The organism is Streptomyces sp. NPDC002835, from assembly GCF_053591995.1.
In genome coordinates this window covers 171,112-192,792 of record NZ_JBSFUW010000007.1, presented here as the reverse complement: position 1 = coordinate 192,792, position 21,681 = coordinate 171,112, and the positions used below count along the sequence as shown (strand labels likewise).

19 protein-coding genes and 1 pseudogene are annotated in these 21,681 nt (G+C 71.3%); 5 read left to right on the top strand and 15 right to left on the bottom strand.

Annotated features, from left to right (window positions below):
* Positions 1–30 precede the first annotated feature (30 nt).
* Positions 31–846, bottom strand: coding sequence for a response regulator transcription factor (locus tag ACWD01_RS10515; RefSeq protein WP_451160298.1), 816 nt, complete (start codon positions 844–846; stop codon positions 31–33).
* Between the two features lie 153 nt (positions 847–999).
* Here ACWD01_RS10515 and ACWD01_RS10510 point away from each other — a divergent pair, with 153 nt between their 5' ends.
* The 3 genes and pseudogenes from ACWD01_RS10510 (at position 1,000) to ACWD01_RS10500 (ending at position 3,798) form a co-directional block, all read left to right on the top strand.
* Positions 1,000–2,676, top strand: coding sequence for an AMP-binding protein (locus ACWD01_RS10510; protein WP_451160164.1), 1,677 nt, complete (start codon positions 1,000–1,002; stop codon positions 2,674–2,676).
* Positions 2,673–3,073: pseudogene (locus ACWD01_RS10505) on the top strand (AMP-binding protein); the annotation flags it as partial. The gene ACWD01_RS10510 and the pseudogene ACWD01_RS10505, both read left to right, overlap by 4 nt.
* 20 nt (positions 3,074–3,093) lie before the next feature.
* Positions 3,094–3,798, top strand: coding sequence for a hypothetical protein (locus ACWD01_RS10500; protein WP_451160304.1), 705 nt, complete (start codon positions 3,094–3,096; stop codon positions 3,796–3,798).
* Between the two features lie 350 nt (positions 3,799–4,148).
* On the opposite strand, the gene ACWD01_RS10495 is transcribed toward ACWD01_RS10500, so the two are convergent.
* The 3 genes from ACWD01_RS10495 to ACWD01_RS10485 all read right to left on the bottom strand — a co-directional run bounded on the left by ACWD01_RS10495 (position 4,149) and on the right by ACWD01_RS10485 (position 6,341).
* On the bottom strand, positions 4,149–4,655 hold the full coding sequence (locus tag ACWD01_RS10495) for a GNAT family N-acetyltransferase (RefSeq protein ID WP_451160162.1): 507 nt from the start codon (positions 4,653–4,655) through the stop codon (positions 4,149–4,151).
* A 34-nt stretch (positions 4,656–4,689) separates the two neighbouring features.
* Complete coding sequence (locus ACWD01_RS10490) at positions 4,690–5,466, bottom strand: TIGR04222 domain-containing membrane protein (RefSeq protein ID WP_451160160.1); 777 nt, start codon at positions 5,464–5,466, stop codon at positions 4,690–4,692.
* Positions 5,467–5,609: 143 nt separating this feature from the next.
* A complete protein-coding gene (locus ACWD01_RS10485) occupies positions 5,610–6,341 on the bottom strand; it encodes a hypothetical protein (protein ID WP_451160158.1) in 732 nt (243 codons plus the stop codon).
* Between the two features lie 242 nt (positions 6,342–6,583).
* On the opposite strand from ACWD01_RS10485, the gene gcl reads away from it, so the two are divergent.
* Positions 6,584–8,371: a glyoxylate carboligase gene (gcl, locus tag ACWD01_RS10480; protein ID WP_451160156.1), complete on the top strand. Its 1,788-nt coding sequence runs from the start codon at positions 6,584–6,586 to the stop codon at positions 8,369–8,371.
* Positions 8,372–8,469: 98 nt separating this feature from the next.
* Positions 8,470–9,048: a YdeI/OmpD-associated family protein gene (locus ACWD01_RS10475; protein ID WP_451160154.1), complete on the top strand. Its 579-nt coding sequence runs from the start codon at positions 8,470–8,472 to the stop codon at positions 9,046–9,048.
* 468 nt (positions 9,049–9,516) lie between these two features.
* On the opposite strand, the gene ACWD01_RS10470 is transcribed toward ACWD01_RS10475, so the two are convergent.
* From ACWD01_RS10470 to ACWD01_RS10420, 11 genes are all read right to left on the bottom strand, one after another.
* Positions 9,517–10,983, bottom strand: a complete 1,467-nt coding sequence (locus tag ACWD01_RS10470; RefSeq protein WP_451160152.1) for a catalase — start codon at positions 10,981–10,983, stop codon at positions 9,517–9,519.
* Positions 10,984–11,178: 195 nt separating this feature from the next.
* Positions 11,179–12,069 carry a 2-hydroxy-3-oxopropionate reductase gene (locus ACWD01_RS10465; RefSeq protein ID WP_451160150.1) on the bottom strand — a complete coding sequence of 297 codons (891 nt, stop codon included), beginning with the start codon at positions 12,067–12,069 and terminating at the stop codon, positions 11,179–11,181.
* A 34-nt stretch (positions 12,070–12,103) separates the two neighbouring features.
* The gene (locus tag ACWD01_RS10460; RefSeq protein WP_451160148.1) at positions 12,104–12,943 is read right to left on the bottom strand and encodes a TIM barrel protein; all 840 of its coding nucleotides are present in this window, start codon (positions 12,941–12,943) and stop codon (positions 12,104–12,106) included.
* 201 nt (positions 12,944–13,144) lie between these two features.
* Positions 13,145–13,915, bottom strand: coding sequence for a hypothetical protein (locus tag ACWD01_RS10455; RefSeq protein ID WP_451160146.1), 771 nt, complete (start codon positions 13,913–13,915; stop codon positions 13,145–13,147).
* 52 nt (positions 13,916–13,967) lie between these two features.
* Positions 13,968–14,615 (bottom strand): hypothetical protein, encoded by a 648-nt coding sequence (locus ACWD01_RS10450; protein WP_451160144.1) that lies wholly within the window; start codon positions 14,613–14,615, stop codon positions 13,968–13,970.
* Positions 14,612–15,883 (bottom strand): MCE family protein, encoded by a 1,272-nt coding sequence (locus ACWD01_RS10445; protein ID WP_451160142.1) that lies wholly within the window; start codon positions 15,881–15,883, stop codon positions 14,612–14,614. The genes ACWD01_RS10450 and ACWD01_RS10445 overlap by 4 nt, the downstream gene beginning before the upstream one ends.
* Positions 15,880–17,181: an MCE family protein gene (locus ACWD01_RS10440; protein ID WP_451160140.1), complete on the bottom strand. Its 1,302-nt coding sequence runs from the start codon at positions 17,179–17,181 to the stop codon at positions 15,880–15,882. The genes ACWD01_RS10445 and ACWD01_RS10440 overlap by 4 nt, the downstream gene beginning before the upstream one ends.
* Positions 17,178–18,365 (bottom strand): MCE family protein, encoded by a 1,188-nt coding sequence (locus ACWD01_RS10435; RefSeq protein ID WP_451160138.1) that lies wholly within the window; start codon positions 18,363–18,365, stop codon positions 17,178–17,180. Before ACWD01_RS10435 ends, ACWD01_RS10440 begins: the two co-directional genes overlap by 4 nt.
* Entirely contained in the window at positions 18,362–19,342 is a 981-nt protein-coding gene (locus ACWD01_RS10430) for an MCE family protein (protein WP_451160296.1), read from the bottom strand. Before ACWD01_RS10430 ends, ACWD01_RS10435 begins: the two co-directional genes overlap by 4 nt.
* A 29-nt stretch (positions 19,343–19,371) precedes the next feature.
* On the bottom strand, positions 19,372–20,409 hold the full coding sequence (locus ACWD01_RS10425; protein WP_451160136.1) for an MCE family protein: 1,038 nt from the start codon (positions 20,407–20,409) through the stop codon (positions 19,372–19,374).
* Positions 20,406–21,674 (bottom strand): MCE family protein, encoded by a 1,269-nt coding sequence (locus tag ACWD01_RS10420; protein WP_451160134.1) that lies wholly within the window; start codon positions 21,672–21,674, stop codon positions 20,406–20,408. Before ACWD01_RS10420 ends, ACWD01_RS10425 begins: the two co-directional genes overlap by 4 nt.
* Positions 21,675–21,681 lie beyond the last annotated feature (7 nt).

Genomic DNA, 21,681 nt, shown 5'->3' with positions numbered 1-21,681 from the left:
TCCAGCGCGGTACGGCCCCGCGCAGCGGCCTCAGGGCAGCAGCCCCGCCCGGCGCGCGGACACCACCGCCTCCAGCCGCGTCCGCGCCCCCAGCTTCCGCATCGCCGAGCGCAGATACGCCTTCACCGTCTCCGGCCGCACACCCAACCGCGCCGCGGCCACCGCGTTCGTCGCACCCGACGCGACGCACCCGAGCACGTCCAGCTCCCGCGGCGTCAGCGACACGTCACCCCCACCGGCCGGCCCGTCGGCGTTCGCGCCCGCCAGTCGCCCGCACACCGCAAGCAGCTCCTCCCGCAGCGCCCGGTCCGTGATCCGGGGCGCCAGGGCGCGGAGTTCGCCGTGGGCCTCCCGTACGGTCTCCCACGCCCCCGGGGCCGGACCCGGCGCGGCGGTGGTCCGTCCCGCGCAGGCCAGCAGCCGTTCCGCCTCGTCCCGCACGGCCAGCGCCTGCTCGACGTCCCGCGCCGCCGCGACCGCCGCGTCGAGGACCCGGTCGCCCAGCACCAGCGGCCGGCGCAGCGCCCCGTACAGCAGTCCGCGCACCGTGCGCCGTACGACGACGGGCACCGCGACCACCGACCGGAGCCCTTCCGCCGCGACCGCCGCGTCGTACTCGTGGCTGATGTGCCGGGCCGACGGATAGTCCGTCACCGCACACGGCCGAGACAGCGCCATCGTCTTCCCGCCCAGCCCGTTGCCGGGCCGGATGACGAGCCCGCGCAGCGCCCCCGTCGCCGCCCCCGTCAACTCCGCGATGCGCAACTGCGCCCCGTCGCCCGACAGCCCGCCGAACGCGACGGGCAGCCCGGTCACCCGCCGCAGCCTCAGCAACGCCGCCCGCATCTCGGCCGTTTCATCGGCTCCACTCACGCGCGGTTCCTCCTGCCGGTGCCGGGTCGGGGACGACACCCCCGTACGGGGGTGGTGAGATCCAGGTCACTGATTACACGATGGGGACGGCCGGTCCCGCAACGAGTCCCGCAACGAGGAGGACATATGACGTCTGGCAGCGCCATGGAGAGGTTCCGGGCGGCCCGGGACTTTCTGTTGCAGCATCGGGAGGACTACGCGCGCGCGTACGACGGCTTCGAGTGGCCCCGGTTCGAGTGCTTCAACTGGGCGCTCGACTGGTTCGACGTCATCGCCGAGGGCAACGACAGGACCGCGCTGCGGATCGTCGAGGAGGACGGCGGCGACACGCGGGTCTCGTTCGCCGAGATGTCCGAACGGTCCGACCGGGCGGCGAACTGGCTGCGGGCGCAAGGCGTGCGGGCCGGGGACCGGATTCTGGTCATGCTGGGGAACCAGGTCGAGCTGTGGGAGACCGCGCTCGCCGCGATGAAGCTGCGCGCCGTGCTGATCCCGGCGACCCCGCTGCTGGGTCCGGCCGATCTGCGGGACCGGATCGAGCGCGGCCGGGTGCGGCATGTCGTCGTACGCGCGGAGGACACCGGGAAGTTCGACGAGGTTCCCGGCGACTGGACCCGGATCGCGGTCGGCGGCGAGCGCGCCGGATGGCTTCCGTACGGGGAGGTGGTCACCGGCCCCGGCGCCTTCGAGGCCGACGGGCCGACCCGCGCCGACGAGACGCTGATGCTGTACTTCACCTCCGGCACGACCGCGCGGCCGAAGCTCGTCGAGCACACCCATGTCTCCTACCCGGTCGGCCACCTGGCGACCATGTACTGGATCGGGCTGAAACCCGGTGACGTGCATCTGAACATCTCGTCGCCCGGCTGGGCGAAGCACGCCTGGTCCAACCTCTTCGCGCCGTGGAACGCGGAGGCGACCGTCTTCATCCACAACTACACCCGCTTCGACGCGAGCCGGCTGATGGCCGAGATGGACCGTGAGGGGATCACCAGCTTCTGTGCTCCGCCGACGGTGTGGCGGATGCTGATCCAGGCCGATCTGAGCCGGCTCCAGCGGCCGCCGCGGGAGGTCGTCGCCGCCGGTGAGCCGCTCAACCCCGAGGTCATCGAGACCGTGCGCCGCGCGTGGGGCGTGACCATCAGGGACGGCTTCGGCCAGACGGAGACGGCGGTGCAGGTCTCCAACAGCCCCGGCCAGCTCCTCAAGGCCGGTTCGATGGGGCGCCCCGTCCCCGGCTACCGTGTCGAGCTGCTCGACCCGGTCACCGGCGAACCGGGCGCCGCCGAGGGGGAGATCGCGCTGGATCTCGCGGTCCGTCCGGTGGGTCTGATGACGGGCTACCACGAGGACGAGGAGCGCACCGCGGAGGCGATGGCCGGCGGTTTCTACCGCACCGGCGACATCGGCGCCCGTGACGACGACGGGTACATCACGTACGTGGGCCGGAGCGACGACGTCTTCAAGGCCAGTGACTACAAGATCAGCCCGTTCGAGCTGGAGAGCGCGCTGCTGGAGCACGAGGCGGTCGCGGAGGCCGCGGTCGTCCCGGCGCCGGACCCGCTGCGGCTCGCCGTGCCCAAGGCGTACGTGGTGCTGGCCGACGGCTGGGAGCCGGGCCCGGACACGGCGAAACTGCTCTTCGGTCACTCGCGCGCCGTCCTCGCCCCGTACAAGCGCATCCGCCGGCTGGAGTTCGCCGAGCTGCCGAAAACCGTGTCGGGGAAGATCCGCCGGATCGAGCTGCGCGAGCGTACGGCCGCGGGCTCCGCCGCCGAGTACACGGAGGACGACCTGCGATGACCCTCTCGTACGCGCACGGCACGAGCGCCACCGAGCTGCTCGGCGACACCATCGGCGCCAACCTCCGGCGCACCGCGGCCGCCCACCCGGACCGCGAGGCCCTGGTCGACGTGGCGGCCGGCACCCACTGGACCTAAGCCGAACTGGACGCGGCGGTCGACGAGTTGGCGCGCGGCCTGCTCGGCTCGGGGGTGGACAGGGGCGACCGCGTCGGGATCTGGGCCGTCAACTGCGCGATGGGGGCACCTCCCACGCCGAAGGCTGTGGGGGGAGGGTGCTGGTCCAGTACGCCACCGCCCGCATCGGCGCGATCATGGTCAACATCAACCCGGCCTACCGCGCCCACGAGCTCGAGTACGTGCTCGACCAGGCCGGGATCTCGCTGCTCGTCGCCTCACCCAGGTCAGGCGCTACGACATGGCCTATCACGCCCTCTCACGAGGCATTCAGGATGCCCGAGAGGCCGACGAGATTCAGCTCGCCACGAACGGTGTCGTCGGGATGGGGTGGCTGCTCCTGCGGCAAGACCGCTTCGACGAGGCCGAGCATCTGGCCGCCGTGACGGCGGACGAGGCCGAGCCGCGGATGTCCAGCGCCACGCCGGGCCAATTGGCCGTGTGGGGCGAGCTGCTTCAGCGAGTGGCGTCGGCTACGGTGCGCAACAACCGCCCGGACGTCGCCAAGGAGGCCCGTCGCATGGCGAAGACGGCTGCGAGCGCGCTCGGCCGGGAGCACATGAACTTCACGGAGCACTGGGGCACGTTCGGGCCAGTGACGGCCGAGGCGAAGGCGATCGAGGATCTATCCCTGATGGGGGATGCTCGCGGAGTGCTCAGTCGAGCGGACGATGGGCCGGTGGGCGGCAAGGCGCTGAAAAAGCTCGGCCGCCCGAGCCCGAACAACTGGGACCGGCACCGGCTGGACGTCGCGCGAGCGCACGTGCTCATGGGCTCGCCCCAGGACGCGATGGACGAGCTGACGGGGATCAAGGAGACGTCGCCGGAGTGGTTGAAGCATCAGGCGATGGCCCGCTACATCATGGGAGACATCCTCAGCCATCGGAAGCGGACCCTGACGCAGGACATGCGTGAAATGGCTTCTCACCTGGACATTGCCGGGTAACTACCACGCTCCGTAACGCTTCCTGACGCTTCGCCGGGGAACTATCACGAGCGTGGCTGGCCGGCGATTGTCGCGCCTCGTAGTTTCGTGGTCATGGGGAGTCACGAGGAGCACAGACCGGCAATCGGCGACCTCGCCAAGTACAAGACCAACGGCAAGGTCGGCATCGTCATGGGCGAGTTGGGCGGGCGTGTGCAGATACGGCCCGTCAAGGGCGGCCTTGAGTGGGACGCTCTGCCCGACAACGTCGTGCCTCCCTCGTCTCGCGAGGTGGGCGGGGTGCTTCTCGTCGTTGAGGATGCCGACGTGCAGGTGGTCGGCGTACCGGACGAGCGGTACGCCCCCCTCCGTCAGAGCTCGCACCGCATGCACACCCGTGGCCAGCGGTCGAGGCCGTGGTGGGTCTCCGCGCGCCGGATCTCGCGGAGCCCGTCGGTCAGTTCGGGCTCCGTGAGGATGCGGAAGCCGAGCCGCGCGTAGTACGGGGCGTTCCACCGCACCTCGGTGAACGTGGTCAGCGTCAGCGCCGTCAGGCCCTCCGCCGGGGCGTGCTCCGCGAGACGGCCGATCAGTGCGCGGCCCACGCCCCGCCGGGCGGCGTCCGGGTGGACCGAGACCTGTTCGACATGGGCCGCGCCGTCGACGGCGTCGCTGAGCAGGTAGCCGGCGATCCGGCCCGTACCGTCGACCGCGACCCAGGCGTGGCCGTCGCGCCGGTGGCGGTCCAGCTCGCCCAGGGACGGTGGCTCGTCGTCGGCGATCGCCGCCATGCCCAGGGCGCGGAACGGTTCGCCGGCCGCCCGCTCGATGTCCTGGAGCACAGGGAGTTCGGCTTCCTCGGCCGGTCTGATCCGCATGGACCGAGTATGGCCCTCGGGTCCAGCGTCCCGTCTAGGTGTCCGCGCCGCCGAGGGTGCCCGGGCCACCGCCGGAGGCGCGTTCGTCGGGCGGGAAGCCGTGGTGCCCGCGGCTCCGGCGGAGCAGGCCGGCGCCGCGGGCGAAGTGGGGGAGGTGCAGGGCCAGGGCCCGGTCGCCGTGCAGGGCGACGGACATCACGACGCGCGGGCCGACGGCACGGTGGGTCTCCAGCGGGTGGTTCTCGTACAGCGTGGCGAGCAGGCGCCGGCCCGCCCGTGTCCGGCGCGGTACGGACCACAGGGCCGCCGCGGCGACGACCGGGACCACGGAGGCCGCGACCTGGACCGCGGTGACGGAGGTTGTCGCGTAACCCGCGGCGATCGTCACGGGCACCGCGTACAGCAGGGCGCGCGCGGTGTGCCAGCGGGCGTGTGAGCGCAGCAGGCCCGACCGCGCGCAGCGGTCGTGCAGCGCGGCCAGCGCGCGGCGGACCCGGGGCACGGCGGTCAGGGTCCGCGGCGCGGCGGGGCGGCGCAGCGAGGTGTGGACGGCGAGCTGGAGCGGTTCGCGAATCGCGGTGGCCCAGCCGTCCGTCCGTACGGTCCCCTGCCGTCCGTCGGTGACGACGCCGCGCTGCTGGAGGGCGACGAGGGCGACCGTCACGGCGGCCTGGGGGCCGCCGCGCAGCAGGGCGACGGTCTGCGCGTCGGGGGTGTCGTCGGGCGCCGGCTCCCGGGTCCGCAGCAGCAGGGCGGCGGCGACGAGCCAGACCCCGCAGGCCCCGATGAACCACCACATGCCGAGGGGCATCACGCCCACCTCCCCGAGCCGTTCGTACGGCTGTGCCGGGATTGTTCCCGTCCGCACCGTGGTCCGAAGCCCGACAAGTCGGGTTCTGAGCATCTTTTGAGGTACGCGGCCGAGGTGCGGAGGTTTCTGCGGAGTCGTGACGGCTACGCGCCGGTCGCGATCAGCTCGTCCGCGGCGGCGTTGACCGGCTGGGGGCAGCCCGTGAGGTCCATGACGAACAGCGGGACCCCGAGCTGGTCCGCGCGGGCGCGGGCGTCGTCCGCGTAGCCCGCGAGGGAGAAGAAGACGCCGGCGGTCGAGGAGGAGAGGCTGTTCAGCCACAGGCATTCGACGGCGCGGAGCGTCGCGGGGCGGGTGGTGGGGTCGACCTGGGCGATCACGCCGGGACCCCGCAGGTCGATGCCGGACACCGGCCGCACCTCCGGCTGGAGCACCTCGCGGAAGCCGAGCCACCTCAGATAGAGCGCGGCCGCGGTGACCGCGTCGCGGGCGGTGCGGATCGTCACCGGCCGGAAGGTGGGGCGGGAGGCGACGGCGGTGCGCGGCAGCGGCCGGTGCGAGGGGGACCGTGCGGCGCCCGGGCTCTCGCCGGACGCCGGGAAGGGCGGCGAGCTGACCGGCCGGACCGGGATGCGCAGCACTGTGCCGCAGGGACAGCCGAGCTCGGGCTGCGGCCACTGGTCCTGCCGGTCGCAGGCGAGACAGCGGACGGTGACCCAGTCGTCCGTCCAGGTGCGGTGGATGACCGGCTCGGGCCGGGCGGCGCGCAGCAGGGGTGGCGCGATCGGGGCGCCGCACGCGCACGGATAGACGGGCGGCGCGTACAGATGGTCGCGGCGGCAGAGCGGGCAGCGCACCGGCATGCTCTCGGTCATCGCGGCCCCCCACTGCATAGTCTCGGCTGCCTCCATCGTCCACCACGTACGCCGAGTTGGCGAGGTACTTCGGCCACTCCGTCGTCGTGGACGTCCCTTGACGTGTCTCCGGCCGCGTCCTACATTGCTTCCGTATAGCAAAACTGAACTTCCACAATGCGGAATCAAAGCTCTCAGGTGGCGCGACAGAGCCCGTTCCGACCGTTCCGACCAGATCCGACAGGCCGAAGCAGGAGCACCCCATGCCTCGAATGACCGCCGCCCGCGCGGCAGTTGAGATCCTCAAGCGTGAAGGCGTCACCCACGCGTTCGGTGTGCCGGGCGCAGCGATCAACCCGTTCTACAAGGCCCTCCAGGCGGGCGGCGGCATCGACCACACGCTCGCCCGCCATGTCGAGGGCGCCTCCCACATGGCCGAGGGCTACACCCGCACCCACCCGGGCAACATCGGTGTCTGCATCGGCACGTCCGGCCCGGCGGGCACGGACATGATCACCGGCCTGTACTCGGCGATCGGCGACTCGATCCCGATCCTGTGCATCACCGGCCAGGCGCCGACCTCCGTGATCCACAAGGAGGACTTCCAGGCGGTCGACATCGCCTCCATCGCGAAGCCCGTCACCAAGGCCGCGACCACGGTCCTCGAGGCCGCGCAGGTCCCCGGCGTCTTCCAGCAGGCGTTCCACCTGATGCGCTCCGGCCGTCCCGGACCGGTCCTGATCGACCTGCCGATCGACGTCCAGCTGACCGAGATCGAGTTCGACCCGGAGACGTACGAGCCGCTGCCCGTCTACAAGCCGGCCGCGACCCGCGCGCAGATCGAGAAGGCGATCGGCTTCCTGCTGGAGTCCGAGCGCCCGCTGATCGTCGCCGGCGGCGGCATCATCAACGCCGACGCCTCCGACCTGCTCGTCGAGTTCGCCGAACTGACCGGCACCCCCGTCATCCCGACGCTCATGGGCTGGGGCACCATCCCCGACGACCACGAGCTCAACGCGGGCATGGTCGGCCTCCAGACCTCGCACCGCTACGGCAACGCGAACTTCCTCGAGTCCGACTTCGTCCTCGGCATCGGCAACCGCTGGGCCAACCGCCACACCGGCTACAAGCTCGACGTCTACACCAAGGGCCGGAAGTTCGTCCACGTCGACATCGAGCCCACCCAGATCGGCAAGATCTTCGCCCCCGACTACGGCATCGCCTCCGACGCCAGGGCCGCGCTGGAGCTCTTCATCGAGGTGGCGAAGGAGCTCAAGGCCGCGGGCAGGCTGCCCGACCGCGCCGAGTGGGTCGGCTCCACGCAGGAGCGCAAGGCCACCCTGCTGCGCCGTACGCACTTCGACAACGTGCCGATGAAGCCGCAGCGCGTGTACGAGGAGATGAACCGCGCCTTCGGCCCGGAGACGCGCTACGTCACCACCATCGGCCTCTCCCAGATCGCCGGCGCGCAGATGCTGCACGTCTACAAGCCGCGCCACTGGATCAACTGCGGCCAGGCCGGCCCGCTCGGCTGGACCATCCCGGCCGCGCTGGGCGTCGCCACCGCCGACCCGGAGGCCCAGGTCGTCGCGCTGTCCGGCGACTACGACTTCCAGTTCATGATCGAGGAGCTGGCGGTCGGCGCGCAGCACCGGATCCCGTACGTCCACGTCCTGGTGAACAACGCCTACCTGGGCCTGATCCGCCAGGCGCAGATCGGCCTGGACATCAACTTCCAGGTCAACCTGGAGTTCGAGAACCAGAACTCCCCGGAGCTGGGCGTCTACGGCGTCGACCACGTCAAGGTCGCCGAGGGTCTGGGCTGCAAGGCGATCCGCGTCACCGAGCCGGACCAGCTGCTGCCGGCCTTCGAGGAGGCGAAGAAGCTCGCCGCGGAGTACCGCGTCCCGGTCGTCGTCGAGGCGATCCTCGAGCGGATCACCAATATCTCGATGAGCAAGACGGCCGACATCAGCGACGTCACCGAGTTCGAGGAGATCGCCACGGAACCGGGCCACGCCCCGACCGCGATCAAGCCGCTCAAGGTCTGACCTCCGCCACACCCCGGCCTCCGGCCGCTCCCCGAAGGGTCCGTTCCGCATCCGTGCGGACCGGACCCTTCCGCGTTCCCCGGGCTAGCGTTGGGCGGATGGAGACGCTGGACGGACTGCCGCTGCTCGCCTTCCCCGGACTGCCGGAGCTGGAGGCGTGGCTCGAGGAGAACCACGACACGGCGCCCGGCCTGTGGGTCGAGCTCGCGAAGAAGGGGTCGGGAGTGCCCTCGCCGAGCGCGGGCGACGTCAACGACGCGGCGCTCTGCTTCGGCTGGATCACCGGTCTGCGGCGCTCGCGCGACGACGTCCGGTATCTGCAGAAGATCACCCCGCGCCGGCCGCGCAGCACCTGGTCGCAGGTGAACGTCAGGCGGGTGGCGGAGCTTTCGGCCGCCGGCCGGATGCGCGAGCCGGGACTCGCGGAGGTCGCCGCGGCGAAGGCGGACGGCCGCTGGGAGGCCGCGTACGCCTCGCAGCGCGACGCCGAGGTGCCGCCGGACCTGGCCGCCGCGCTCCAGGTGAACCCGCGGGCCCGGGAGGCCTTCGAGGGCCTCGGCAGAACGGAGCGGTACCAGATCGTCCTCGGCCTGCTCAAGGCCCGGTCCGACCGCACCCGAACGGCGCGTCTGGAGCAGGCGGTCGCGTCTCTGGCCTCCGGCGGCAAGGAGCGCTGAACGGGAACGCGAAACAGGGCCCGGCCTCTGTGCGAAGGCCGGACCCTGATCGTCGAACGCGTGGTCCGGGACCGTACCGGATCACGCGCTCGGGCTGTGCGGTTGATGCCGCCCGACGGTGCGAGGCTGGCGCGACAGGACGTTCGCGCCGCCGGGCGGGGCTATGGGGGAGTGGCCGGACGGAGTCCGGCGCAGCCGCTGAGGGGCGTGCAGGATCGGTCATTCTCGCCGCCTGGCGGGGAGGGGGAGGAAGTGAGGGTGGAGCTGGGACCGCGGTGGGGCGATTGACCCGGCGGTGCGTGTTCTTCAGGTCAGAACACGTCCCGCGGGCCTTCACCACCGCACTGGCATCGCACGACCACCGCGGTCCTCGCTTCAGCCCGTCCGCGGACCACCCCTCATCCGGGTCCGCTTCGCGGGCTCACGCCCGGGGGTGACCTCCCGTCACTCCCGGGCGCAGTCTCGCTGTCAGTCCTCGCGCAGCGCGCGGACCGCCTCCTCCACGCGCTTGCCGTAGTCGGCGTCGGCGGCGTGGAAGTGGGACAGGTTCTTCTCGATCACGTCGTCGCGGGTGACTTGGGACAGGCCGCCGGCGATGTTGGCGACCAGACGCGCCTTCTCCTCCTCCGACATCAGCCGGTAGAGCTCGCCGGCCTGGAAGAAGTCGTCGTCCTTGACGTGCGCCGGGGCGGCGTGGGTGCCGGTCCAGCCCTGGACCGCCAGCGGGGCCGACAGCGCGGCGTCCGTCTGGGCGGGGCCCGCGTACGAGTTGGGCTCGTAGTTCTTGTCGTGGCGCGAGCCGTAGCGGGTGGCCATCACGCCGTCACGGCCGTAGTTGTCGGCAGTCCCCCCACGAACAGCCTTCGGCGCGTTCACCGGCAGCTGCGTGTGGTTGACGCCGAGGCGGTAGCGGTGGGCGTCGGCGTACGCGAACAGCCGGCCCTGGAGCATCTTGTCCGGCGAGGGGCCGATGCCGGGAACGAAGTTGTTCGGCGAGAACGCGGCCTGCTCGACCTCGGCGAAGACGTTGTCCGGGTTCCGGTCGAGGACCAGGCGTCCCACCCGCTGGAGCGGGTAGTCGGCGTGCGGCCACACCTTGGTCAGGTCGAACGGGTTGAAGCGGTAGTCGGCCGCCTCCGCCGCCGGCATGACCTGCACGTACAGCGTCCAGGACGGGTTCACACCGCGCTCGATGGCCTGCAGCAGGTCCGTCTGGTGCGAGTTGGCGTCCTGCCCGACGAGCTCCGCGGCCTGCTCGGAGGAGAGCGAGCGCACGCCCTGGTTGGTCTTGAAGTGGTACTTCACGAAGAAGGCCTCGCCCGCCTCGTTGGTCCACTGGTAGGTGTGCGAGCCGTAGCCGTTCATGTGGCGGTACGAGGCGGGTATGCCGCGGTCGCCCATCAGCCAGGTGATCTGGTGCGTCGCCTCGGGGGAGTGCGCCCAGAAGTCCCAGACGTTGTCCGGTTCCTGCTTGCCCGTGAACGGGTCGCGCTTCTGGGAGTGGATGAAGTCGGGGAACTTGATGGGGTCCTTGATGAAGAACACCGGGGTGTTGTTGCCGACGAGGTCGTAGTTGCCCTCCTCGGTGTAGAACTTGAGCGCGAAGCCGCGCGGGTCGCGCACCGCGTCCGCACCGCCGAGCGAGTCGGCGACGGTGGAGAAGCGGATGAAGGTCTCGGTGCGCTTGCCGACCTCGGAGAGGAAGGCGGCCTTCGTGAAGCCGGTGACGTCGTCGGTCACCTCGAAGTACCCGTACGCGCCGGAGCCGCGGGCGTGCACCACGCGCTCCGGGATGCGCTCACGGTTGAAGCGCGCGAGCTTTTCCAGCAGGTGCTGGTCCTGGAGGAGGATGGGGCCACCGACGCCGGCGGTGGCGGAGTTCTGGTTGTCGGCGACGGGGGCGCCGGACTCGGTCGTAAGCACGCGCTTCGACATCGTGACCTTCCGTACGGGAGCTGCACTGGGTGACGGTTCGAGGAGCGTAAATACGAGCCGAACGAAACGTCAACAGTTTGTTGAAAATGGGGGAGAGTGTTCCGGCCGGCGTCGGCGCCTGGGCGCGACAGGACAGGTGTCAGCGCCGACGCCGACCGGAAGCTTGTGGGAGCGGGCCGGAGTGGGCCCGCCGGGTCAGGACCGGTCGCCCGAGAGGCGTTCCACCGAGCGCAGCAGGGCCGAGTGGTCCAGGCCGCCGTCGCCCTGGGCGCGCAGGGAGGCGACCAGCTGGGCGACGACCGCGCCGACGGGCAGCGCGGCGCCGACGTTGCGGGCGGCGTCGGTGACGATGCCCATGTCCTTGTGGTGCAGGTCGATCCGGAAGCCCGGCTTGAAGTCCCGGTTCAGGAAGTTGTCCTTCTTGCGGGTCAGCACGGTCGAGCCGGCCAGGCCGCCGTTCAGGACGTCCAGCGCGGCCTCCAGGTTCACCCCGGACTTCTCCAGGAAGACCACGGCCTCCGCGCACGCCTGGATGTTGACGGCGACGATCAGCTGGTTGGCGGCCTTCACCGTCTGGCCGGAGCCGTGCGGGCCGCAGAGCACGATGGTCTTGCCGAGGGCTTCGAGGATCGGCCTGGCGGTGTCGAAGTCGGCCTGCTCGCCGCCGACCATGATGGACAGCACGGCCTCGATCGCGCCCGCCTCGCCGCCGGAGACCGGGGCGTCGAGGACGCGGATGCCCTTGTCCGCCGCGTTCTTCGCCAGGTCGACGGAGGTCTGCGGGGTGATCGAGGACATGTCGATCAGCAGCGCGCCCTGCCGGGCGTTGGCCAGGATGCCGTCGGGGCCGTAGGCGATCGCCTCGACGTGCGGGGAGGCCGGGACCATGGTGATGACCACGTCGGCGTCCTTGACGGCCTCGGCGATCGAACCGGCCGCGGTGCCGCCGGCCGCGGCGAGGCGGTCCAGCTTGTCCTGCTCGAGGGTGTAGCCGGTGACGGCGTAACCGGCCTTCAGCAGGTTCTCGGACATGGGGGAGCCCATGATGCCGAGTCCGATCCATGCGACCTTGGGAAGAGTGCTCATCGCGGGTACCTCTCTGAAAAGCGTGTAAGGAACGTCAGCGGGCGGCGCGCGCCGCGGCCGGCAGCCAGTCGAAGGACTCGGCGCTCGGGCGGTCGCCGGCCTTGTACTCCAGGCCGACCCGGCCCTCGTAACCGGCCTTCTTCAGCTCGTCGAGGAGCTGCTCCAGCGGGAGCGAGCCGGTGCCCGGCGCGCCGCGGCCCGGGTTGTCGGCGATCTGGACGTGACCGGTCCTGTCGGCGTACGCCGCGATGACCTGGGAGACGTCCTCGCCGTTCATCGACAGGTGGTAGACGTCCAGCAGGAACTTCGCGTTGCCGAGGCCGGTCGCGGCGTTCACCTTGTCGATCACCTCGATCGCGGCCGGGGCGCTGACCAGCGGGTACAGCGGCGACTCCGGCTTGTTCAGGGTCTCGACCAGCAGGATCGCGCCGACGCGGTCGGCGGCGCGGGCCGCGAGCACCAGGTTCTCCAGGGCGAGGGCGTCCTGGACCTGCGGGTCGGCGCCCTCGACGCGGTTGCCGTACAGGGCGTTGAGCGCCGTGCAGCCGACCGAGGCGGCGAAGTCGGCCGCGACGTCGATGTTGGCGCGGAAACGGTCCGACTCGTCGCCCGGCACGGAGAGCGCGCCGCGGTCGGGTCCGGGCAGTCGCCCGGCGTAGAAGTTCAGGCCCACCAGCTGCGTGCCGGCGTCGTCGAGCGCCTTCTTCAGCGCGTCGAGCTCGGCCTGCGGCGGGGTGGGGGTCTCGATCCACGGCCACCACAGCTCGACCGCGGTGAAGCCGGCCGCGGCGGCGGCCGCGGGGCGCTCCAGCAGCGGGAGTTCCGCGAAGAGGATCGAGAGGTTCACGTCGTAGCGGTGGTCGCTGTATCCCATGGGGTTGTGGGCCCCTTCCGTATAGCGGAAGTCTCTTTCTGTCTGACGGAATAATCTCCGGGCGAGGTGACGACTGTCAAGAGCGGCCACAAAAAAAGCGCCTCCCGAGCGGGTCGTCCGAAGGCCGGTCAAGCCTTCTTCCGTCCCTGCTCGGGAGGCGTGCGGGGGGTCGGGGGCGGCCCCCCGCGTCCAGAGGGGTCCTCAGAGCGCGTCGACGGCGCTCACCTTCCATCCGTCCGGCGTGCGGGTCATGGTCATCCGGACCCGGTTCAGGTCGACCCGTTCACCGGTGACCTGCGTACTGGTGGTGACCTGGTTGACGAACAGCAGCACCACGGCCCGGTCCGGCGACGCGGACACCACGGACGCCGCCGGCGCACCGCCGTCCGGCGGCTTCACCACGCTCGCCCTGACGACGCCGTGGTACTTCTTCGCCGTCGGCGCGACGACCTTGCCGGTGGTCCGGCCGTACTCGTCCTTGAAGGCGCCGGTCAGATGCCCGCGCGCCGCGGCGAAGTCCGCGTCGAGCCTGCGGTAGTCGTACGACAGGACCACCGGCGCCGCCTTCCGCGCGGCCGCCACCGCCTGCGCGCGGGCCGCGTCCGTACGCCGTCCCTCGGCGTACTCCCACGCCAGCACACCCGCCGCGGCCACGGCCAGGACCACCAGCACGGCGAGCAGCGCGCAGAGCCGCCCCCGCCGCCGTCGCCCGCGCCGCGACGAGGCACTCTCCGTCTCCTCGGCCACCACGACCGGCCCGACCTGCTGGTTCTCGTCCCTGCGGGCCTGCGACGCGTCGTCGGGGGCCGTCACGCGCCCGCGCACGGGCGGGCGCGGCACGTCCCGTACGGCAGGGCCGCCGGGGCCGGTCCGGTCCCGCTCGGACCGCTTGGCCGCCGCGCGCGCGGCGGCCGTCATGGAACGGCTGCCCGGAGGGGTGGAGCCACGGCCCCGGATGGTCGCCTTCGCCATGGTCTTGCTCCTCACTGCTTCTCGTACGGGTGTGCTCGGGAGGGCGGCCGGGTCAGCCGACGAACTCGACATCGGACGTCAGCCAGCGGCCCCGTTCGAGCACCAGGTCGAGCTGGAGCCGGTAGGTCCGGGCCTGCCCCTCGGGCGCGGCGGTGTTGGTGACCTTGCTGTCGGCGACGACCAGCACCCGCGCCGACTGCTCGTCGGCGCTGACGATGCCCGCTTCGAGCACCTGCCCCTGCGACACCGACTTGTTGGCGGCGACGAGCTTGGTCAACTCGTCGGTCTGCGCGGCGAACTGCTTCTTGAAGTCGCCGGTCGCGCCCTTGAGCACGTTCGCGCTGTCCCGGTCGTAGTGCCGGTAGTCCAGGGAGGTGAAGTTCAGCGCCGACTGGCGGGCGGCGGCCAGCACGTCCTGCTGCCGGTCCGCCGCCGCGCGCTGCTCGTACACCTCGACGCACAGCCAGCCGCTGAGCGCCGTCGCCGCGACGGTCGCCACGGCGAGCGTCACGGGCAGCGCCGCGCCGCGGCGCGCCGCGGCGGCCAGCCGGTCGCCGAGCCGCCGTGCGCGGGCGGCGCGCGTGTCGTCGGCGGATGCGTCGTCCGCGGGCGCGTCGTCCGCGGGCACCGGATCCTCGACCGCGTCGTCCGCCTGTGCCGGGTCCTGGGGCGCGTCCGCGCGTATCTCGTCCGTGCTCATGCCATCGGTCCCACGAGCAGCCATTGCCACGAGTCCTTTCCGAACGTGCTCTGTTCGCCGCCCGTCGAGCCGATCTCGATGAGCGTGCCGCCGGGACCGGCCAGGGTGCCGGTCTCCGGGTCGTACGGGGTGACGTGCGCCGCCCGCCGTGCGCCGCCGGACCCCGAGGGGCCGGGCGCGTTCTGGGCGCCGCGCACCGAGGTTCCGCTGCCGCGCGGCTCGGTGCAGCGCGCCCCGGTGTCGGCGGGCCGGTCGGAGGTGTCCGCCGGATCGCGCCGCTGGGTGCCGTAGCCCTGGCGGCACGGCGGCGGGTCGTCGGCGTTCACGACCATGCCGAAGTGGGTGGTGCCGTCGCCCGGGATCACGGTGTAGCTGCCGGCGACGATCACCGGGAAGGTCACCAGCGCCTGCTCCACACCCGGCAGCCGGGCCACGGTGACCTGGCCGCCGCTGATCAGGTTGGAGAGCAGCACCGGCAGATGCGTCTCGTTGGACTTCAGCAGCGAGTCGACCTCCTGCGCCGCCGGGGCGGTGTTGCCGATCAGCCGCCTCAAGTCGCCGTCGCGTGCCTTCAGTTCGGCGGTCAGGGCGGCCAGGTCGCCGGAGAACGACTTGATCGCCGATCCCTTGTCGCTCTGGGTCTTCAGTACCACCCGCGAGTCCTCGATGAGCGAGATCGTCTCGGGAAGGTTTTCCGAGGCAGACTCGACCAGCAGGTTTCCGGAGTCCACCAGCTTGCTCAGATGCGGCCCGGTGCCCGCGAAGGCCTTGCCGAGCTCGTCGACCGTGACCCGCAGATCGTCCTTGCCGACCGACTTCACCAGCCGGTCCAGGCTGAGGACTGGCGCCGTCGTGGGCAGCGGGACCCGGGTGTCGGCGCGCGGGATCTCACTGCCCTCGCGCAGATACGGGCCGTCGGAGCGGCGCGGCTGGAGGTCGACGTACTGCTCGCCGACCGCGGAACGGTTCGCCACCACGGCCAGCGTGTCCGCCGGTATCCGGGTGCCGTCCTCGATGTCCAGCGCCACCGACACGCCGTCCGCGTCGGCGAGCCGCAACTCACCGACCCGGCCCACCGGAACACCCCGGTAGGTGACCTCCGCGCCCTCGAAGATGCCGCCCGACGCCGCGAAGTCGGCCCGCACGGTGTATCCGCGGTCGAGCAGGGCGTCGACGAGGCCCGTGTAGCGGGCTCCGACGTACGAGCACCCCACGGCGGTGACCGCGGCGAACGCGATCAACTGGGCCCTGACCGTACGTGTGATCACGGCTGCATCCCCTTCAGCATCAGCTCGGCCAGTGCGAGATCGATCCCCGCGGGCAGCCGGCGTCCGTCGTCGTCCCCGTATCCGTGGGCGACCTGGCTGCCGGTGCACACCGGCGGACACAGCGGTCCGTCGCCGCCGGGAGGCGGGGGAGCCTCCGGCGTCGGCGCGCCGGGAACACCGGGCGGCTCGGTCGGCAGAGGCGTGTTCGGCAGGCCGGGCACCCCGGGCACGCCGGGCAGGTCCGGCGCGCGGGGGACCTCCGGCAGCCCGGGCCCGTCCGGGGCCTCCGGCTTCTCGGCGAGGTTGCCGTAGATGCTCGCCAGGTCCAGATCCGCGGTGATCTTGAGGTTGACGTAGTCGCCCTTGATGGCGCCGGTCACGTTCCGGGGGAACGGATAGGTCGTCAGGAGCTCCAGCGAGTTGGGGAGATCGCTGCCCGCCTTGTTGAGCTGCTGGAGGATCGGCCGCAGGCTCTTGAGGTTGGCCACCGTGTCCGCGTGGGACGCGTTGATCACCTTGGTGCCCGCCTTCCCGAGGTCCGAGAGCGAGGTCAGCATCGCCGTCAGATTGCGGCGCTGGTCGGCCAGGACCTTCAGCGCGCCGGGCATGGTGTCCACGGCCTGCGCGATCGTCTTCTTCTCCGCGGCCAGCCGCTTCGCCAGCCGGTCGATGCCCGCCAGCGCCCGGACGATCTCCTTGCGCTGCTTGTCGAGCCCGCCGATGAACGTGTCGAGCTCGCCGAGCAGGTCCTTGACCCGGTTCTCCCGGCCCTCCAGCGCCTTGTTCAGCTCCACGGTGATCGTCTTGAGCTGCGCCACACCGCCGCCGTTCAGCAGCGCGGACAGGGCGGAGAGCACCTCCTCGATCTCGGGGTTGCGCCCGGTGCGCGACAGCGGGATGCGCGCGCCGTCGGTGAGCCGGCCCTCGGGCTCGACGCCCACCGGCGGGGACAGCGCCACGTACTTCTCGCCGAGCATGCTGGTCTGCCGCAGACCGGCGACGGCGTTGGCGGGCAGCTTCACATGGTCCGCGATCCGCAGGCGCACCCGGGCGTGCCAGCCGACCAGCTCCACCTTCTCGACCGCGCCCACCGTGACGTTGTTGACCTTCACCGCCGACTGCGGGACCAGGTCGAGCACGTCCCCGAACTCGGCCGTCACGTGGTAGGCGTTGCCGTCGGCGGCCGCCCCGCCGGGCAGGTCGATGTCGTACAGGCCGTTGAACTCGCAGCCTGTGAGCAGTATGGAGCCCATGGCGGTGACCAGGGCGACGGCCCGGTGCCTGCGGGGTGCACTCATGCGCGTGCCTCCAGTATTCCGCCGAGCGTCCGGTCGACCTGCCCGGTGCCCGGCGCCGGGCCGGTGTGCCCCACCTCGGGCAGCGAGTCGAACAGCTTCTCCAGCTCCGCGCAGTCCGGGTTGTCGCCTCCCGTGTCGCCGGTGGTCTTCAGCAGCGAGCACAGCAGGGCCGCCGGGTCCTGCGGATGGTCGGGGTTGTTGCGCGTGTCGAGGGTGCCGGAGGAGGGGTTGTAGGCGTTCTGGAGGTTGGAGAGGCCGGTGGGCGCGACCTCCAGCAGCTCCGCCAGCGCGGCCCGTTGGGTGACCAGCACCTTGGTGACCTTGCTGAGCCCCTTCACGTCGTCGGTCAGCGCCTTCTTGTTGTTCTTCACGAACCTCGACACGTCGCCGAGCGCCGCCCCCAGATGCTTGAGGGCCGCCGCGAGGTCCTTGCGCTCCCCGGCGAGCTGGTCGGCGACCGCGGCGAGGCTGTCGTTGAACGACCGCACGCTCTTGTCGTCGGCGGCGAGCGCCGCGGTGAACACCTGCAGATTGCGTACGGTGCCGAACAGGTCCTCCCGGCCGTCCGACAGCGTGGTGACCGCTTGCGACAGGTCCTCCACAGTGCGGTGCAGATTCTCGCCCTGGCCGTCCAGGTTGTCGGCGCTCACCCCCAGCAGCCGCGAGAGCGAACCGTCCTTGTTGGCGCCGCGCGGCCCGAGGGCGTCCGCCGTGGTGTGCAGGCTGTCGAAGACCCGGTCCAGCTCCACCGGCACGGCCGTGCGGGTCTCGGGGATCACCGCGCCGTCGCGCATCACGGGCCCGCCCCGGTACACCGGCAGCATCTGCACGTAACGGTCGCTGACCACCGAGGAGTTGATGATCGCGGCCCGGGCGTCGGCGGGGACCTTGCGCCCGGGCTCGTACTCGAGCTCCACGCGCACCCGGCCGCCCTCGGGGATGATCCTGGTGACCTCACCGACGCGTACGCCGAGCACCCGCACGTCGGAGCCGGGATAGATGCCCACCGTGCGCGGGAAGTACGCGGTGACACGCACCGGTTCCTCGCGCGGCCACAGCACGACCACGGTGCAGACCAGCAGCGCCACGGCGACGGCGGCCGCCGTCAGCCGGGCCGCACGGCCCTTGGGGTCGAAGCGGACCCCCTTGAAGCGGGTCGGGTTGAAACGGATGCGGCCCTTCATCGCGAGTCTCCTGTCCGGGGGACCACCGGGGCGGCGACCATGTTCTGGATGTAGCTGTCGAACCAGCGGCCGTTGCCGAGGGTGTTGGTGAAGACCCGCACGTACGGGGCGAGCAGTGCGACGCTGCGGTCCAGGCTCGCCTGGTTGCGCTCCAGCATCCGCACCACCTGGTTCAGCCCCTTCAGCGCCGGGCCGATCTCCTTCTCGTTGTCCCTGACCAGGCCGGAGAGCTGGATGCCGAGCGCGGCCGAGCTCTTGAGCAGCGCGTGGATCGCCGCCCGGCGCCGCGAGATCTCCTTGAACAGTGCGTCGCCGTCCTTGACCAGGGTGGAGAACTCGCCGGAACGTTCGGAGAGCACCTTGGTGACCGAGTTGGCGTGCTTCAGCAGTTCGCGGAGGTCGTCGTCGCGCGAGGCCACCGTCTTCGAGATCTTCGACAGCCCCTTGATCGAGGCGCGCACCTCCTCCGGCGAGTCCTCGAAGGTCGTCGAGATGGTGTCCAGGGCCTTCGCCAACTGCTCCGTCTCGACCTGCTCGCTGGTCGTCGTCAGATCGCTGAACGCCTGGACGACGTCGTACGCCGGGGTGGTGCGCTCCAGCGGGATCTCGCTCCCGGGCCGCAGCTGCCCCGACCCCTTCGGCTGCAGGGCCAGGTACTTCGCGCCCAGGATCGTCTTGATCCGGATGGCCGCGCCGGTCCGCGTGCCGAACTCCGGCTCGCCCTTGATCTTGAAGGTGACCTTCACATGGTCGCCGGCGAGATCGACCTCGTCGACCTTGCCGACCTTGACCCCCGCGATGCGCACCTCGTCGCCCGGCTTGAGTCCGCCGGCCTCCGAGAACGCCGCGCTGTAGGTCTCGCCGTTGCCGATCACCGGCAGGCTGTCGGCGTTGAACGCGGCGGTCGTCAGCAGCGCGAGCGCCGTGATGCCGACCGCGCCGATCACCACCGGGTTCCGCTCACGGAACGGCGTCATCGGCCGCTTGCGGGAGAACAGACGCCGCCTCATCCGCCGCACCTCGCCCGTGCCACGTGCAGCTCCGGAGTGATCACCTCTCGGGTCTTCGGCAGCACGATTCGGCCGTCGAAGTCACAGAGGTAGAAGTTGAACCAGGAACCGTACGAGGCGGTCCCCGTCAGCTTGTTGAGCTTGTTCGGCAGCCGCTTCAGCACGCCCTCCACGGTCTTCTCGTTGTCGTTCAGCGTCTTGGTGAGGTCGGTCAGCTCGGCGATGTCGTCCTTCAGCGGCGGCCGGGCGTCCTCCAGCAGACCGGACGTCGCCTCGGTCAGCGCGCCGATGTTCTCCAGCGAGGAGCCGATCGGCTCGCGGTCGGCGGACAGTCCGGAGATCAGCCGCTGCAACTGCTTGAGCAGTGCGGAGAACCGGGCGCCGCGCTTGTCGAGGGTCTGCAGCGTGGTGTTGAGGTTGTCGATCACCGACCCGATCAGCTCGTCTCGGTCCGCGAGGGTCGTCGTCAGGGACGCGGTGTGCGCCAGCAGGCTGTTGACCGTGCCGCCCTCGCCCTGAAGCGTCTTGATGATGTTGGTGGCGAGCTGGTTGACGTCCTTCGGGCTGAGCGCCGCGAACAGCGGCTTGAAACCGCCCAGCAGCGCGTTCAGGTCGAGCGCCGGCTGCGTCCGGGACAGCGGGATCGTCGCGCCCGGCTTCAGCCGGGTCCCGTCGCCCGCGCCCTCGGTGAGGGCGACATACCGCTGTCCCACCAGGCTCCGGTAGCGGATGATCGCCCCGGTGCTGGTCAGCAGCGGCCGGTCACGGGTGACGGAGAACGTCACCTCGGCCAGCGTCCGGTCCTTGATCCGGATGTCTTCGACCTCGCCGACGCGTACGCCGGCGACGCGGATGTCGTCGCCCTCCTCCAGGCTGGTGACGTCGGTGAACACCGCGCGGTACGTGTGCTCCGGGGTGAAGGAGACATTGACGATCGTCGCCGCGAGCAGCGTGGTCGCGAGGACCGTCACCGCCGCGAACAGCAGGAACTTGACCAGCGGGCCGGTGACCCGGGTGGCTCGTGAAGCCCTCATGCCACGCTCACCGCCGTCCCTCGCGCCATGGGCCCGAACAGCAGCGTCGCCACCGCGGGCACCCGGTCGGCGGGCACCCCGAGGACCGGCGCGACCAGTGAGCCGACGGCCCGCTGCTCGGCCGCCGTTGCGGAGACCGAGCCGCCCGGCGGCGCGCCGCCGGCCGCGACGTCCTTCGTGCCGTCGTCGAGCTTCGTGTGTCCCGCCGGCACCGAAGGACCGGGAATGCCACGGCAGTCGGGGCCGGAGCGCTCGGCATAACGGGGTTCCTCACCGGGTCGGTACGCGGGTCGCGGATGGACGAATTCGAGGGTGATGCGCATCTCGCCGCCCCGGAACGCCTTCTCCGACTCCCGGCTCTGACGCTCGAGGCCCTTCAGGAGACACGGGTACTCGGGCGAGTAACGGGCGAAGAGGTCGAGGGTCGGGCGGGAGACCCGGCCCAGGGTGATCAGCCGCTCCCCGTTGTCGTCGAAGAACTTCTCCGCCGTCCCCGCGACCTTCGCCGTCCCGGTGAGAGCGGCGGCAATCTGCTCCCGCTTCTCCACCACGGTGCGGCTGGTGGTGATCGAGTTGCGCAGGATCCGCATCAGGTCCGGCGCCGCGTCCCCGTACACCTCAGCCACGTCCGCGAACCGCGAGATGTCCTCCTGGAGCGACGGCATGTGCGGATTCAGCCTGCTCAGATACCGCTCCAGCCGTACGAGGTTGTCACCGATCCGGTCGCCGCGGCCCTCCAGCGCGGTCGCGAACGCGGTCAGCGTCGCGTTGAGGTCCGCGGGCCGTACGGTCCGCAGCAGCGGCAGCAGATCGTTCATCAGATGCTGCACCTCGATACCGGCCCGGGTGCGGTCCTGCGAGATGACGTCCCCGGCCCGGACATGCCGCCCCGAGGAGCCCTCGGGCACCACCAGGTCGACGAACTTCTCGCCGAACAGCGTCTTCGGCAGCAGCCGGGCGTGTACATCGGCCGGGATGCGCGACACGTGCTCCGGCTTCAGCGCGAGGTCGAGCGTCGCCTTCTCCCCGTCGGCCCGCACCTCGCGCACCTCGCCGACCAGCAGCCCGCGCAGCTTGACGTCGGCCCGCGGATCGAGCTGGTTGCCCAGCGAGTCCGCCTCCAGCGTGATGCGCACCACCGAGGTGAACACCTGCTGGTACACGGCCACCGACAGCGACAGCAGCAGGCCGATGACGACGAGGAACACCAGCCCGTACAGCCGCAGCCGGCCGGCCCGCGCCGCGGCGCTTCCTTCTCTGCTCATCGGCCCC